This is a genomic window from Cupriavidus sp. 09_S30, assembly GCF_056930435.1.
In genome coordinates this window covers 4,092,648-4,106,985 of record NZ_JBXOWI010000001.1, presented here as the reverse complement: position 1 = coordinate 4,106,985, position 14,338 = coordinate 4,092,648, and the positions used below count along the sequence as shown (strand labels likewise).

Genomic DNA, 14,338 nt, shown 5'->3' with positions numbered 1-14,338 from the left:
TATCAGGCGCTCACTCGGCCGCCGGCCGTCCGGCGCGATCGCGATGATACCCGGCCCCCAAGGCGAGAGCACCCCCGCCTGTGCGATGCGCTGCCGTTTACCGAGGGACAGCCACAGGTATACGCCCCGCCCGTCAAGCACCCAGGGGGCGGTATACCCGTCAGACGACGTATACGGCCGCGCCTGCGTTTGTGGATAAACCCACCCATTTCTGTGGATAAGCGCGCGCATTGCATGTGGGCTGCCTGGGGCCGGTATGGGGATGGCTCAGGCATAAGTTGGAGACCGCTTGCGCCCAACCTCATCCGAACGGTGGAGTCATCCACGCCGGCCAACACGGCATCCCTGCGGTTGCTGTTTACGTAAACGCTTGATGCGATTGACGTAAACGTGCTTATCCACAGGTTGGCAGGGTGTTTACCTACTACCACTATCTGTATACATGAAAGAAAAGATGTAAACCCGATGGACTGCGTCCAGCTATCGACGAACCACGGTCCAGAACCTCGATGAGGTTTACCTCGAGCCTCAATGAGGCTTGCTTAATTCGCAGGCAAGGTTAACTGCGCCAGCGGTGGGGCCTCGGGCACGGGCAGCGGAGGTAAACCTCGACGAAGGCCGCCCGGTTGTGATGGCGCGCGCGTATACGCGCCGTATACGTGCCGCGTGCATGCAGCAATCGATGCGGGCAAATGCGCGGCACGTATACGCTCCGTCGCGATCGTCCATGCGCCTCTTTTGCAAGGGGCGCCGTTTACATCGCTATCGCGCTTGGAGGCGGCTTCCTTTCCTGGACCCTCCCCTCCCCCCGTCTCGCCGTCATTCGCCGCGCGAATGGCCTGGCCCGGCAAGGCTCGCTCGTGCGTGCAAGATAGTTCATCGAAACCGGCCGCGGCCTTGCGGCCCTCCGCTCGTGCCGTGCTGGGCGGTGGATCGGACCATGAGGGGGCCCTAGAGCCCGCAAAAGGGGCCGAGGAGCGCGCCAGGGGCCTCCAGGCGCGTCAAACGGCCGGCAGGCGGCCTCTGGGAGGTACAGGAGGCATGCGCGTACCGGGAGGTGCCTGGCGCCTCTCCAGCGCTCCACGGCGCATCCTCCGCGCAATGTAGTGGCCATCGGCGCACGCAGCTCTGCACGTGTGCGCGCCGGCATACCTTGTGTGAACGAGTGGTGCGCGCGCGGGTCACACACGCTGCAAGCGCGCCACAGAGCCATCTGCGGGGCCTCGCTGTAACAATCTGTTCCCGGTGCGCTTGGCCCGACACGGTATGATGTGGCCCGCAGCGCCTTGGCCGGCGCCGGTGCCTCGCGCATCGGCCGGGTCCGGGGGGCAGTGTTTTATCAACTCGATACGGAGTGAAGCATGACGAAAACCGAACTGATCGACGCCATCGCCGCCGGCGTGGACGGCCTGACCAAGGCCAAGGCAGAACAGGCACTGAACGTGACCCTGTCGGCCATCATGGACGCCGTGGCCAAGGGCGAGACGCTCAGCCTGATCGGCTTTGGTACGTTCAGCCAGGGCGAACGCGGTGAGCGCATGGCGCGCAACCCGCGCACCGGCGAGGAAATCAAGGTGGAAGCCGCCAAGACCGTAAAGTTCAAGGCTGGCCAGAAGTTCAAGGATGCCGTCAATCAGTGAGTGGTAGACGGGCGCAGCCAGTAGCCCGTTCGTATGACCCCGCCGTGTCGCCACCCGATGCCAGATGGCGCAGGTGCGCGCCGCGCGGGGACGTTATCCACAAGACTTATCCCATTCTGAATGGGGCTGTTGCAGAGGCCGAAAAGGTCGCTCGCCCAGTGCCCCGCATCTGCGGTAAAGTCAATCAAATCAAGCGGGTCCGCGCGCTTCGCAGCGAGGTGGCCTATGTCGATCCGATCTCTGTGCAGCCGCTTTCCACGGGCTTATTCACAAATCTCTCCACAGGCGATTCCACAAAATTTTCCACAGCGTGCGGCGCGTTGCGTGGCGCTGTTCGTGGCGCTTTCGCTGTTCGCATCCTGCGCCATCACGCCACCGCCGCCGGCGCGCCCGCAGGCCGTACCGCTGCCCGATGATGAGCGGCCGGTAACGACGCCTGGTGCCGGACCGCGCCAGCGTATCGTCGAAATCGCCTTGCAGGAGTGGCGGCGCTGGGGCGGGCAGACCGTGCGCCTGGGCCGTGACGACACGGCATGCGTGATCGACACGCCCTTGCCGGCGCCGGTGATCGCCGCGCCCGCGGGCGGCGAAGCCCAGGACGAGGCGGCTTCCGCCGATAGCGAGGCCGAGAACAATGGTCCCGGCGACACCTGTCCCAACTTTCCCGATGGCACCGGCATGGAAGCCACCGTCCTGGGTTGTGCCAGGGCCCAGCATTACTGGGGCATCGTCGGCAAGCGCCCGAGCTGCGAGCAGGTCACGCATGCCAAGTGGGCCTGGTCGGCGGTGTTCATCTCCTGGGTGATGCGCAAGGCCGGCCTGGATAACGACCAGTTCCTGACCGGCGCCTCGCATTCGATGTATGTGGTGGATGCACGTGACCACGTGCTGCCCAAGCCGGCCTTCCATATCGAAGCGCTGCCCGCCATGCCACGGCCCGGCGATCTCATCTGCGCCGCGCGCGGCCGCGACAAGTACCTCGCCAGCCCGGCGGAGATCGGATTCGGCGCCACGCCCATGCATTGCGATATCGTGGTGGAGGTCGATGCCGGCGCGCGCCTGGTCAAGGCGATCGGCGGCAACGTGCAGCAATCGGTGTCCATGGAACTGATCGAACTGGGCGATTCCGGCCTGCTCGACGGGTTCACCAATTCGCACATGCCCTGGCTGCTGATCATGCGCAACGACCTGCGCTGACGGCGGCTGCGGCCGGCGGGGCGCGGGTTTGGCGGCCGGCTCCGCCAGCCCCTATAATAATTAACACATTAACTAGATTGCGGGAAAGGACGCGGCGCGGCGGCGCAGGTTCCTGCGGACGCTGGCTGGCTCCCCACCCGACGGAGGAGATCCGCATGCCTGCATCGTGCCACCCCCTGGAATGGGAGGCCAGAGTCAAGCTGGCCGCCTGCTACCGCATCTTCGACCGGCTCGGCTGGACCGAGTTGATCTACAACCACATCACGCTCCGCCTGCCAGCCGAGGCCAGTTGCGGCCCCGACGGCGGCGCCCACTTCCTGATCAATCCCTTCGGCCTGCGCTACGCCGAGGTCAAGGCCTCCAACCTGGTCAAGATCGACCTGGCCGGCAAGGTGATCGGCGAAAGCCCGTGGCCGGTCAATCCGGCAGGCTTTACCGTGCATGCCGCCATCCATGCGGGCATCCCCGGCGCCCACTGCGTGATGCACACCCATACCACCGCCGGCATGGCCGTGGCCTGTTCGGCCGAGGGCCTGTCGATGAGCAACTTCTACGCGGCCCAGCTCTTCGACAAGGTGGCCTACCATCCTTTCGAAGGTATCACGGTGCATGCGGACGAGGGGCCGCGGCTGGTGCGCAATATCGGCGACAAGCCGGCGGTAATTCTGCGCAACCACGGGCTGCTGGCGTGGGGCGATACGCTGGCCCGTACCTTCGGCACGCTCTGGCTGCTCAACCGTGCCTGCGAAATCCAGCTTGCCACCCTGTCGATGGGCGCGGCACTGCCGGTTGCGCAAGACATCCAGCGCAAGTGCACGCGCGACGCCCTGCAGTTCGATCCGCGCTTCGGTGCCGGCGAAGACGTGCTTGCGGCGCTGACCAGGGAAATCGATGCGATTAATCCTTCGTATAAGGAATAGCAATCAATGATTATTCACACGAATGATGTGGGCGCCGCCAAGCGGCGAATCGAGCCATGAGCGGCATCTGTATCGTCGGTGCCGGCGCAGTGGGCGGCTTCATCGGCGCCCGCCTGGCGCGGGCGGGCCAGGACGTGCGGGTGCTGGCACGCGGGCAGACGCTGGAAACGCTGCGCACAGAGGGCCTCACCTTGATCGAAGGCGGCCAGACCGCCGTCTACCCGGTGCACGCGGAAGGCGATGCGGCCCGGCTGGGCGTGCAGGACATTGTCGTGATTGCGGTAAAGGCGCCGGCCTTGCCTGCGCTGGCCAGCCAGATCGGCCCGCTGATCGGTCCCGACACCGTGGTGGTGACGGCAATGAACGGCGTGCCGTGGTGGTTTTTCGCGCGACAGGGCCCTTGTTCGGGGCTGTCGCTCGCCGCCGTGGATCCGGATGGCGGGATCGGCCGGGCCATCCCTGCCCGGCAGGTGGTGGGCTGCGTCGTTCACCTGACCGCATCGACGCCGGCGCCGGCCACCGTGCGGCACGGTTTCGGCGCGCGCCTGATCCTCGGCGCGGCCACCGGCGGCCGCGATGCGCGCGTCGAGCGCGTGGGCGCGCTGCTGGCGGCAGCGGGCTTCGAGGTGGAAAGCTCCGATGCCATCCAGCAGGACATCTGGTTCAAGCTGTGGGGCAATATGACCATGAACCCGGTATCGATGCTGACCGGAGCCACCTGCGACCGCATTCTCGACGATCCCCTGGTTAACCGTTTCTGCCTGGCCGTGATGGAAGAAGCCAGCCGCATCGGTGCGGCCATCGGCTGCCCCATCTCGCAAAGCGGCGTGGAGCGCAACCAGGTCACGCGCAAGCTCGGCGCCTTCAAGACGTCGATGCTGCAGGATGCCGAAGCCGGCCGGCCGGTGGAAATCGATGCGCTGGTGGGCGCGGTGCGCGAGATCGGCGCGCATGTGGGCATCGCCACGCCCAATGTGGATGCCCTGCTCGGCCTGGTGCGCCTGAATGCGCAGGTGCGCGGCCTGTATTGACGCAGGGGGAGGATCGGGAGGCGGCGGCAGTGCGCCGCCTCCGGACCTCTACGGTCATTTATGCCATCCGAATGATTAAATGCATCAATGATTGCATTTAATCTTGATGCGTAGTCATTCTTCCCGTGAATTGAATTGTGTGGTTTCGGCGGCTGGGCCTATCACCTGATGCCAGGCCAGCGCGCTCTCGATGCTCAATTCAATCTGTGCGATGAATGGTGTAGGCGTTAGATCTACGCCGTTTCATTCGCGCAATTGATGGGCCGGGCCGGCTGGCGCCGTGCTACCCAGAATCCTTCTGCGGCGTAAAGCGCCAGCGACAGCCAGATCATGCCGAAGCCGAATTGCTTGGCCGGCGGGAAGGGTTCATGCCACAAGCAGATGCCCAGCAGCAGTTGCAGGGTGGGACCGCTGTACTGCAGCAGGCCAAGCAATGACAGCGGGAGACGGCGCGCACCCGCGGCAAACAGCAGCAGCGGCACGGCGGTGATGGGGCCGGCCAGCACCAGCAGCACCTGCGTCGACGTCTGCGCGCCGGGGAAGCTGGCGTGGCCTTGGCTGAACAGGTACCAGAGCGCCAGCCCCGCCAGCGGGAACAGCAGCAGGGTCTCGAGCGAAAGGCCCTCCAGCGCGCCGAGCGGTGCGGTCTTGCGCAGCAGGCCATAGCCGCCGAAGGTACCGGCCAGCGCCAGCGCGATCCACGGCAGCTGGCCCGCACTGAAGGTCAGCCAGGCGACGCCGGCCGCAGCCAGGCCGATCGCGGCCCACTGGCCTGGACGTAGCCGCTCATGCAGGAAGAGCACGCCAAGCAGCACGCTGACCAGCGGATTGATGAAGTAGCCCAGGCTGGCATCCACCACGCGCCCCGCGTCTACCGCCCAGATGTAGGTGAACCAGTTGCCACACAGCAGCAAGGCGCTGATGGCGAAGACCGCGAGCACGCGCGGCTGCGATGCCGCCGCGCGCAGCCAGGCCCAGTTGCGGCGCCAGCTCAGCACAATGGCCAGGAAGACCAGGGACCACACCATCCGGTGCAGCAGGATCTCCAGCGGCGCGACGCCCTGGAGTGTCTTGATATAGAGCGGAAGCAGGCCCCAGAGGAGATAGGCCAGCAGTGCGTAGAGAATGCCGATTTGCATGAAAATTTCCTGTTGATCGGCAAATTCTAGTGGGGCTTGGAAAAACGTGCCCAAGGCCGGCCCGGGGGCGCAGGCGGCGGGCAGGCAAGCCGGCGCTGCAGGTGCGGCCTCTGCAAAAGAAAAACGGGGGCGTGGCGCCCCCGTTCTTTTACTGCCGCGTGCTGACGCGCTTACAGCTTGCGCGCGTAGCTGAACTGCGCGAACGCCTGCTCGGCCACATTGAACCAGGCCGCCTCGTTGTTGCGGAATACGCGCCAGTCGTCATAGATCTTCTTGAACGACGGATTCTTGGCCGTTTCGTCCGCGTAGGCCTCCTGGGTCGCCTTGAAGCAGGCTTCCATGATTTCCTTGGAGAAGGGGCGCAGCTTGACGCCGTTCTCCAGCAGGCGGGCCAGCGCCTGCGGGTTCACGGTGTCGTACTTCGCCATCATGTTGGTGTGTGTTTCGAAGGTGGCGGTTTCCAGCGCGCGCTTGTACAGCGGCGGCAGCTTTTCGAACTCGGAGGCCGAAGCGTAGAACGAGAGCTGCGCGCTGCCTTCCCACCAGCCCGGGTAGTAGTAGTACGGCGCCACCTTGTAGAAGCCCAGCTTCTCATCGTCATACGGGCCCACCCACTCGGCCGCGTCGATGGTGCCCTTCTCCAGCGCCGGGTAGATGTCGCCACCGGCGATCTGCTGCGGCACCACGCCCAGGCGCTGCAGCACCACACCGGCGAAACCGGCCACGCGGTACTTCAGGCCCTGCAGGTCGGCCACCGTCTTGATTTCCTTGCGGAACCAGCCGCCCATCTGCGCATTGGTATTGCCGCCCAGGAAGTTGACGACGTTGTATTCCTTGAAGAACTCGCGCATCAGCTTCATGCCGTTGCCGTGCAGCATCCAGGCGTTCTGCTGGCGCGCGGTCAGGCCGAAGGGGACGGTGGTGTCGAAGCACAGCGTCGGGTTCTTGCCGAAGTAGTAGTAGCCGGCGGTATGCCCGATCTGCACCGTGTTGTTCTGCACCGCGTCCAGCACCTGCAGGCCGGGCACGATTTCGCCGGCGGCGAAGATCTTGATGTTGAACTTGCCGTCGGTGAGTTCCTTGACCCGTGCCGACAGCGTCTCGGCGCCGCCGAAGATGGTATCCAGCGACTTGGGGAAGCTGGAGGCCAGGCGCCACTCCACGGCCGGGTTGCTGCCGACCACGGCCGGCGCGGCGGGGGCGGCGGCAGCGGGCTTCTCTTCCTTGCCACAGGCGGCGAGCGCACCGGTGGCGGCCACCGCCGATGCTTTCAACAGGAAGGAACGACGTTCCATTGAATTCTCCTCATCTTTATCGATATGGTGCGCCGCCCGGGCCAGGACGCCCCTGCGCTCTGCCGTACCGTGGCGCATTTGAGACCGGCTGCGCGATGTCGCGCGATGCCAGCCCTGCCTGGGAAGGACAGCCGCTGCGTTGGCGGTTGTCGGGAACAACATCAGACATGGAACATGTCCGCCCCATAAGGCAAGTCGGACGATTATAGCGGTGGCCCTTTCGCCACGGAGCCCCTCACACGTCCGGGTTTTCGCTAGGAAATCCCGGGAATGTCGCCGCTGGCTGTCGGTGGCCGGTCCCGCGCGCGATTTCCGCATCGTGAGAAGTTGAACAGGCGATGGATTTTGTAACCCGGCTTGCTGTCCAATCACTCGGCTGATAAAACCAACGACCTGCCGGCAGGATCCGCCTCCGGTTATTGCGCCGCATGCCGCGTTTTCCGACTCCGCTTCCTTGCCGACCCCTGATGCAACGCCTGGGCGCTGTCGCGCTGGCGGCCTGGAGCTTGTGCGCCTGCGCACAGGTGCCGGCGGCGGCCGGACCGGACGACCAGGATCCCTTGGGCACGCTGCTCAGTGCCACCGCGCAGGCAGCTGATTCAGCGCCAGCGGCCGCTGCGGCCACGCCTTCGGATGCGCGACCGGATACGCAGCCGGCGCGCGTCAGCCAGGAAGGCATTGCCGCTCAGGCCGGCGCGACGACGCTTGCCACGCCGGGCGACGCCCATGTGGCCGACAGCCCGGATCCCTTGGCAAAGATCGTCGCCGCGGAAGCCGGCACCGGGTCGGCGGCGCCGGCGGCTGCCGCGGCCACGGATGCCGCAGCCGGGCCATTGCCGGCTCAGGCGCAGACACCATCGGCCGACGGCGCAAGCACCCCGGCAGCCACCGCGCAGGCCGCACCCGCTGCCGACGCGTCAGGGCAAGCCGCCACCACGCCGACTGCCACCGGCGAGCCGCCCGTCCCTGCACCGCCACCGCCGCCGCCGGTCGTGCTCTTTCCCAAGCGGCTCGGTGAGTTTCCGCCGGAGCCGCGCCGGCCACCGCCGCCACCTCCGGCCGCGGCACCTGCGGTCACCGCGGCGGACGGGACCCAGCCCTCCGCCGGTGCTGCGCCGCCTGCCAATGACGGCCAGGCCGCCGCTACGGAGGCTACGGACGCTGCGACGAACGCGGACGCGGGCAAGGCGGCGGCCAGTGAGAATGCCGCCGCCCCGGCCGGCGAAACGGTCGAGGATGCCCAGGATGTCGATACGGAGCCGCCGGTGCTGCGTTCGCAGCTGCCGGTGCAGGACCCGGCCGAGGAGTCGGTCTGGCGGCTGGGCTACAGCGGCCGCGCTGCGATCGAGGACAATGTGTCGACCCTGCGCGCCTGCCCGGGTGGCACGCTGTCCACCGGCATCGGCCGTGGCCTGGCTTGCAGCAGCACGGGCGAGATCAAGATGAAGGAATCGCTGTTCTCGCTGGACGGCGGTGCGCAGGTGCAGGTGGTGGCCAAGGCCAAGGGCACCGATGCGACAACGGTCAACGGGCGTCCCGCCGCCGTCGATCCGTACCAGCTGCTGCCCCAGTTCTACACGGCGGTGAGCGGCCTGTCGGTGCTCGACGGCGCCACCATGTGGGTCGGGCGGCGTGACGATTCGCCTTTCCTGATGTCTTCGGGGCTGCTGCCGCCCAATTCGCCGGCCATGCGTTTTGGCGTCGACAACGCGCGCTTCGGCGACATCGCGCTCAATTACCAGTACACCACGCGCAACGATGTCGGTGGCCAGAGCCTGCCCAGCTATCACTCGGTGCGCACCGCGCCGATTGCCACCAACCAGCGCGGATCGGTGCAGCTCGGCTTTACGCGCGTCGAAGCGCAGCCGCTGGAGCAGGCTAGCGGCAGCGCCTGGTGGGCCTCGGCCATGCATGAGCAGAAGGGCGTGCTGGCCGGCACCAACCGCTTCGGCCTGCAGTTCGGCGAAGGCGCGCGCTCGGCCATGACCGGCTACACCGGCATGGGGCCGGCACTGTCGCGGGTGCGCATGGCGGAGTCGCTCGAATGGAAACATGCCAACGGGCTGGGTCTGGCCGGCACCGTGGAGTCCAGCCTGCAGTTCGACCGGTCGCCGGTTGGCACGCTGCAATGGACGGCCACGCGCGTGCGGCCGGCCTATGTCGCCAGCGGGCGTTTCAAGGTCGGCTTCGAGGTTGCCCACGACCAGATTTCTTCGGGCTTCGGGGCCGCCGGCCAGCGCACGGCATTCACTATCGCGCCCACGCTCACGCTCGGCAAGTCGGCCGGCAATGCCAATCTGCGGGCCTTCTACACCTACAGCCGCGCGACCGATGTCGATGGCATCGCCTTTACGTCACCGGCCGACGCCTGGACTTCGCAGAACTCGGGATCGGTCTTCGGCATTCAGCTCAATCGGAACTGGTAGCCGCGCACGTCGGTGCCGCGGTTTCAGCGGCCGCCTCTGCCTTGCCGGCGGGGTGTGCGCACAACCAGTGGAACAATAGGGTCGCGCATAGCGCGCCTGAGAACTGCGCCAGCACGAAGGCGGGCACATCGGCCGCGCGGATGCCTGAGAAGCCGGCGGTCAGCGCGCATGCCAGTGTCAGTGCCGGATTGGCGAAGGCGCTGGAAGCCGTGAACCAGTAGCCCGCGGTGATGTAGCTCGCCACCACGAAGGGGACCAGGCCGGGATGTCGGCGCGCGGTGCCCATGGCCACGCCGATCAGGCCGAAGCTGGCCACGAACTCGCTCCACCACATCGGCGCGCCGCTGCGCGCCTGCGTCGACCAGGCCAGCAGAGGCTCGCCGTACATCGCATGCGCGGCCATCACGCCGGCTACGCCGCCGCCCAGTTGCAGCGTCGCGTAAGCCAGCGCCTCGCGCGGGGACAGCGTGCCCTGCACCAAGGCCGACAAGCTGACCGCGGGATTGAGATGGCCGCCCGACACCGGCCCCAGTGCCACCAGCAGGGCCACCAGCCCGCCGCCGGTGGCCAGTGAGTTGGCGAGCAGCGCCAAGGCGGGGCTGTCGCCGGCCAGGCGCTGGGCGTGGATGCCGGAACCCACCACGACCGCCACCAGCAAGGCCGTGCCCAGCCCCTCGGCCACCAGCCGCCGCGCGAGCGTGCTCACGGGCGCGCGGCCGCGTACGTGCGCGGCAGGCGGGCAAGGGGGGCGCGCGGCGGCGTGGGGGTCTGGGTGGCAAGGGACATCGAAGCGGCGCGACGGAAGGAGGAAAGGGAGCGCGCAGTGTTCCGCTTTGGCCCCCGTCGCGTCAATGCGCCGTCACGTTGTTGTCAATGAACCTGGTGTATCGAATCGACCTGCGCGGCGCGCCTGACACGGCGAGCAAGGCGCCGCGCGCCCGCGCGAGCGAGCGTTCAGGCCCTGGGGCCTGCCGCTAGCGCAGCAGGAATGCGATGTCCCGCGCGCCGATCTCGGCCAGCGGCACGCCCTTGCGGCGCTGGTACACGATGTGCTGCAGCACGCGCCGGCGCTGCCCCGAGAACACGACCGGATCGATCGGCAGGCCTGCGCGCGCGTAGTGGTCGACCAGCAGCTTGTAGGCACGGTGCCGCATCTGCAGTGCCTCGCCGTCGGCGCGCAGCCGGCTTGCCTCGGCCGCATTGCCAGGCGCGTTCTCGCGCGCCTGCTTCAGCTCGCGCTGGGCAGCGGCGAGCTGTGCACGGTAGTGGTCGCGCTCGGCGTGCAGCTCGCGCAGTTGCCCGCGCAGCTCGCGCACCTTGTTCTGCAGCTTGACTGTCAGGCTGACCGTCTGCTGGATGCGTGTGGCGGCGTCCAGCGCCTGGCTCGCCGCCGCGATAGTGGTCCGCCAGATGCCGCGGTCGCCTGCGTCCGCTTCCTGCGGCCAGGCCTTGCGGCTGTTGCTTGTGATATCCATATGACCCTCGAGGATGACGCGGCCGCCGGCTTTATCGGTGCCGGCTGTGCCAGTTCGAGCCGTGTCCGGCATGCCCCGCATGAGGGCCTACGCCAAGGCTAGCGTCTAGGTTATCGGCCGCCAAGTAGAAGATGCTTAGATCAGAGTTCGTCGTGTCACGCGCCGGTCATCGTTTCGGCAGTCACTTCCCACCCTGCGTCGATGCCGCCAGGCAGCATCTGGCCACGGTCTTCGCCGACCTCCGAGTCGATCAGGCGGTTGAGCTTGTCGTTCATGGCGATAACGAGTTCGCGCTGCTTGTCGTCTGCCGCCAGGTTGTTCGTCTCGAACGGATCAGGCTGCAGGTCGTAAAGCTCCAGGTCGTTGAACCGCTTGAGCTCCTCCAAGGTCGTGGGCCGGTTGTGTTGCTTGGGCGAAAAGTAGCGCGCGAAGCTGTAGCGCCCATCGTAGATGGAACGCACGGCGCCGCGTTTCATCAAGTCCGGCCGGATGCCGGCCTTCTGGAGCTGGTCTGGCTTGCCACCGTTCTGCATATAGGCCACGGCCTTGAAAAGAAAGTCGCCATCGATATAGGCGAGCATGTTGTAGCAGAAGAGTGCGCCATCACGGACGGCATGCAGGTCGGCCTTCTCGGGATTGGCAAGCAAACGCGAGAAATCCCTGCCCTGCAGTCCGTTGACGATCGCGTTGCGCTTGTCGGGCGTGACGCCGGTCAAACCGACCAGGGTCGGTGCGACATCCAGATGTGACGTGACGGCGAGGCATTGCTTTCCCCCTTGATAGGCCGGGTGGGCAATGATCAGGGGGACATTGTTCTGCTCCCGATAGGAGACCGCGCCCTTCGCATGGAGTTGGTGGGCACCATCCATGTCGCCGTGGTCCGAGGTCAGGATCACGATGGTCTTGTCGGTGAGCCCGGCCGCATCGAGCTCGGCCAGGACCGCCGCGATATTGCGGTCGACATCCCGCATGCAGTTCAGGTAATAGTTGTGCCGCCTGCGCCAGCGCGCCTCTTCATTCGGAATGGCGCCGACCAGGGCGTCGTGGGAGCGCAGGAAATCACGGTGCGCGGGAGGGCGCCCCGGTGCGTCAAGCGCTTGTCCATGGCTTGCCGGCAACTTGAAATCCCACTGCCTGGCGTACAAGGGATCGACAGGGTCGCGCGCCACATGGGTGATGCCGCGCTTTGCCTGCACGACGGTGCCGGGCGCGTCGGTGTCGTAGAACATCACGTCGTGCGGATTGACGAGGTTCACGGCCAGGAACCACGGCTTGCCATGCTCAGCAAGCTCGCGCCCCTTGCCGCGCAGCCAGCTCACGCTCATTGCGGCGATCACCCCATCATGCAGAAAGCCACCGCTGGTGTGGGCGATGATGTCGCCGATGCCAACGTAATCGGAGAAGCCGTAGGCCTCCATTTCTGCGGTGAAGATCTTGGTCGGTGTCCCGAGCTTGTTGACCGTCTCGAATTCCTTGGTGAGGTGCCACTTGCCCTTGTACGCCGTGTAGTAACCTGCGTCGCGAAGCAGGTCACCAACCGTGGGTATGTCCGTTGACATGCTGCTGATCCACGGGAAGTTCGTATTGTCGAACATTCTCGTGTGTTGGATATGTTGCCCCGTGTACAGCACGGATCGCGACGGCGTACACACGCATGAATTGATGCCGTGGTTGACGAACGTCGTGCCGCGCTTGCTCAAGCGCTCATGTGCAGGCAAGTGATAGCCGAGAGGGAGCTCGCCGGGCCGGAAGTAGCGCTCCTGGTCGACGAGGATGAGCAGGATGTTATATGGGCCAGGCGCGCGGGTGCCAGGGGTCTGCACCATGCCGCTCGCGGCGGACGGTGCGCCGCTGGCATCCGCGCCCGCGCCGAGACCCAAGGCCATGGCTCCCAATCCGCTCGTGCGCAAGAACTCACGGCGGGTCAATGTTGCGCCAGGCTCGTCATCACTATCCATGATCGTCTCCCAGCCCCTGACAGGGCGCATGACGAACGCTGGCGCATAGAGGCCTGGAAGCGTCCGCGTGGAAGTGGCAAAAGGAGTCTAGCAACCACATTTTCCACGGGCAAGCAAAGTCCCGGGGCGGCGGCGACCATCACGTTGTCGACCACACACAGCAGAGTTTTCCGTCGCGTTCGCCCATCGCTCCGATTGGCGAGGATGGGCTTTGCAAGCAAGGGGTGGCCTGCAACTGATGAGGGTTGGAACGCCTTCCACGTTACCGTGGGCGACAGGGATGTCTTACGTGGGAATTCTGGCGACTGGCAGACCGAGCGCGCGGGCAGCGGTGCCGCTGTTGGAACGCTGTTGAAGGAGCATCAGCCCAAAAACAAAAAGCCCAGCGCGAGGCTGGGCTTTTTGCTTGAATCTGATGGTGGCCTGGGACGGAATCGAACCGCCGACACAAGGATTTTCAATCCTCTGCTCTACCGACTGAGCTACCGGGCCAACAAAGAAGCAAAACTATAGCAACGCCTGAGCACCTGGTCAAGCGTTTTCTGCATCATTGTTCTGCAGGCTCCGGCTTGTTGCGGCTCAGCTCCACGCCGAGCTGCTTGAGCTTGCGATACAGGTGGGTGCGCTCCAGGCCCGTCTTCTCGGCCACGCGTGTCATGCTGCCGTGCTCGCGCAGCAAGTGGTACTCGAAATAGGCGCGTTCGAACAGGTCGCGCGCTTCACGCAGCGGCATGTCGAAGGAGAACTGCATTTCGGCTTCGGGCAGGCGTTGCTGGCTGCCGTTGGCCGGCGCTTCCACTGCGGCTTCGGGCGCGGCGCCACCGGCGGCTGCCGGCGGGCTGGCCGCGGGTGCGCCGGCGCTGGGTGCCGTTGCGGCGGGGCGTTCGATGCCGCGCGCCAGGCCCTGCTGCACGGCGGTCAGCAGTTTCTGCAGCGCGATCGGCTTCTCGAGGAAGTTGAGCGCGCCGATCTTGGTGGCTTCCACGGCGGTGTCGATCGTGGCATGGCCCGACATCATGATGACGGGCATGGTCAGCAGGCCCTGGGCGGACCACTCCTTGAGCAGCGTGACGCCATCGGTATCGGGCATCCAGATGTCGAGCAGCACGAGGTCGGGCGTATTGCCCGTGCGGTATTCGCGCGCCTTCTGGGCGTTCTCCGCCACTTCCACTACATGGCCTTCGTCGCTGAGGATTTCCGAGAGCAGTTCCCGGATACCCATTTCATCGTCGACTACGAGGATGGTTGCCATACTTC

At 66.0% G+C, this 14,338-nt stretch carries 11 protein-coding genes and 1 tRNA gene; 5 read left to right on the top strand and 7 right to left on the bottom strand.

All coding sequences use genetic code 11. The features are described from left to right. Positions 1–1,361 precede the first annotated feature (1,361 nt). The 4 genes from AC1Z3O_RS19130 (at position 1,362) to AC1Z3O_RS19115 (ending at position 4,788) form a co-directional block, all read left to right on the top strand. Positions 1,362–1,640: an HU family DNA-binding protein gene (locus AC1Z3O_RS19130; RefSeq protein ID WP_483517277.1), complete on the top strand. Its 279-nt coding sequence runs from the start codon at positions 1,362–1,364 to the stop codon at positions 1,638–1,640. A 225-nt stretch (positions 1,641–1,865) separates the two neighbouring features. After that, positions 1,866–2,837 carry a DUF2272 domain-containing protein gene (locus AC1Z3O_RS19125; protein ID WP_483517276.1) on the top strand — a complete coding sequence of 324 codons (972 nt, stop codon included), beginning with the start codon at positions 1,866–1,868 and terminating at the stop codon, positions 2,835–2,837. A 125-nt stretch (positions 2,838–2,962) separates the two neighbouring features. Next, entirely contained in the window at positions 2,963–3,757 is a 795-nt protein-coding gene (locus tag AC1Z3O_RS19120) for a class II aldolase/adducin family protein (RefSeq protein ID WP_483517659.1), read from the top strand. A 56-nt stretch (positions 3,758–3,813) separates the two neighbouring features. After that, positions 3,814–4,788 carry a 2-dehydropantoate 2-reductase gene (locus tag AC1Z3O_RS19115; protein WP_483517275.1) on the top strand — a complete coding sequence of 325 codons (975 nt, stop codon included), beginning with the start codon at positions 3,814–3,816 and terminating at the stop codon, positions 4,786–4,788. Positions 4,789–5,021: 233 nt separating this feature from the next. On the opposite strand, the gene rarD is transcribed toward AC1Z3O_RS19115, so the two are convergent. Further along, positions 5,022–5,927, bottom strand: a complete 906-nt coding sequence (gene rarD / locus AC1Z3O_RS19110; protein WP_483517274.1) for an EamA family transporter RarD — start codon at positions 5,925–5,927, stop codon at positions 5,022–5,024. 170 nt (positions 5,928–6,097) lie between these two features. Then, positions 6,098–7,222, bottom strand: a complete 1,125-nt coding sequence (locus AC1Z3O_RS19105; RefSeq protein ID WP_483517273.1) for a TRAP transporter substrate-binding protein — start codon at positions 7,220–7,222, stop codon at positions 6,098–6,100. 467 nt (positions 7,223–7,689) lie between these two features. Between AC1Z3O_RS19105 and AC1Z3O_RS19100 the strand changes: the two genes are divergently transcribed. Then, positions 7,690–9,648 (top strand): carbohydrate porin, encoded by a 1,959-nt coding sequence (locus tag AC1Z3O_RS19100; RefSeq protein WP_483517272.1) that lies wholly within the window; start codon positions 7,690–7,692, stop codon positions 9,646–9,648. Here AC1Z3O_RS19100 and AC1Z3O_RS19095 read toward each other — a convergent pair. The 5 genes from AC1Z3O_RS19095 to AC1Z3O_RS19075 all read right to left on the bottom strand — a co-directional run bounded on the left by AC1Z3O_RS19095 (position 9,632) and on the right by AC1Z3O_RS19075 (position 14,333). Then, positions 9,632–10,354 (bottom strand): aquaporin, encoded by a 723-nt coding sequence (locus AC1Z3O_RS19095; protein WP_483517271.1) that lies wholly within the window; start codon positions 10,352–10,354, stop codon positions 9,632–9,634. The two genes, AC1Z3O_RS19100 and AC1Z3O_RS19095, sit on opposite strands and share 17 nt — an antisense overlap. Before the next feature lie 268 nt (positions 10,355–10,622). Continuing rightward, a complete protein-coding gene (locus AC1Z3O_RS19090) occupies positions 10,623–11,123 on the bottom strand; it encodes a hypothetical protein (RefSeq protein ID WP_483517270.1) in 501 nt (166 codons plus the stop codon). Between the two features lie 155 nt (positions 11,124–11,278). Next, a complete protein-coding gene (locus AC1Z3O_RS19085; RefSeq protein WP_483517269.1) occupies positions 11,279–13,081 on the bottom strand; it encodes a sulfatase family protein in 1,803 nt (600 codons plus the stop codon). Positions 13,082–13,497: 416 nt separating this feature from the next. Beyond that, positions 13,498–13,573 (bottom strand) — tRNA-Phe (locus AC1Z3O_RS19080). 55 nt (positions 13,574–13,628) lie between these two features. Next, a complete protein-coding gene (locus tag AC1Z3O_RS19075) occupies positions 13,629–14,333 on the bottom strand; it encodes a response regulator (RefSeq protein WP_483517268.1) in 705 nt (234 codons plus the stop codon). Positions 14,334–14,338: the final 5 nt, after the last annotated feature.

What these genes read in the sequence shown, in the direction of transcription:
- AC1Z3O_RS19085 (WP_483517269.1), bottom strand. Translation starts at nt 13,081, where the DNA reads ATGGATAGTGATGACGAGCCTGGCGCAACATTGACCCGCCGTGAGTTC.
- AC1Z3O_RS19075 (WP_483517268.1), bottom strand. Translation starts at nt 14,333, where the DNA reads ATGGCAACCATCCTCGTAGTCGACGATGAAATGGGTATCCGGGAACTG.
- rarD (WP_483517274.1), bottom strand. Translation starts at nt 5,927, where the DNA reads ATGCAAATCGGCATTCTCTACGCACTGCTGGCCTATCTCCTCTGGGGC.
- AC1Z3O_RS19090 (WP_483517270.1), bottom strand. Translation starts at nt 11,123, where the DNA reads ATGGATATCACAAGCAACAGCCGCAAGGCCTGGCCGCAGGAAGCGGAC.
- AC1Z3O_RS19105 (WP_483517273.1), bottom strand. Translation starts at nt 7,222, where the DNA reads ATGGAACGTCGTTCCTTCCTGTTGAAAGCATCGGCGGTGGCCGCCACC.
- AC1Z3O_RS19100 (WP_483517272.1), top strand. Translation starts at nt 7,690, where the DNA reads ATGCAACGCCTGGGCGCTGTCGCGCTGGCGGCCTGGAGCTTGTGCGCC.
- AC1Z3O_RS19115 (WP_483517275.1), top strand. Translation starts at nt 3,814, where the DNA reads ATGAGCGGCATCTGTATCGTCGGTGCCGGCGCAGTGGGCGGCTTCATC.
- AC1Z3O_RS19130 (WP_483517277.1), top strand. Translation starts at nt 1,362, where the DNA reads ATGACGAAAACCGAACTGATCGACGCCATCGCCGCCGGCGTGGACGGC.
- AC1Z3O_RS19125 (WP_483517276.1), top strand. Translation starts at nt 1,866, where the DNA reads ATGTCGATCCGATCTCTGTGCAGCCGCTTTCCACGGGCTTATTCACAA.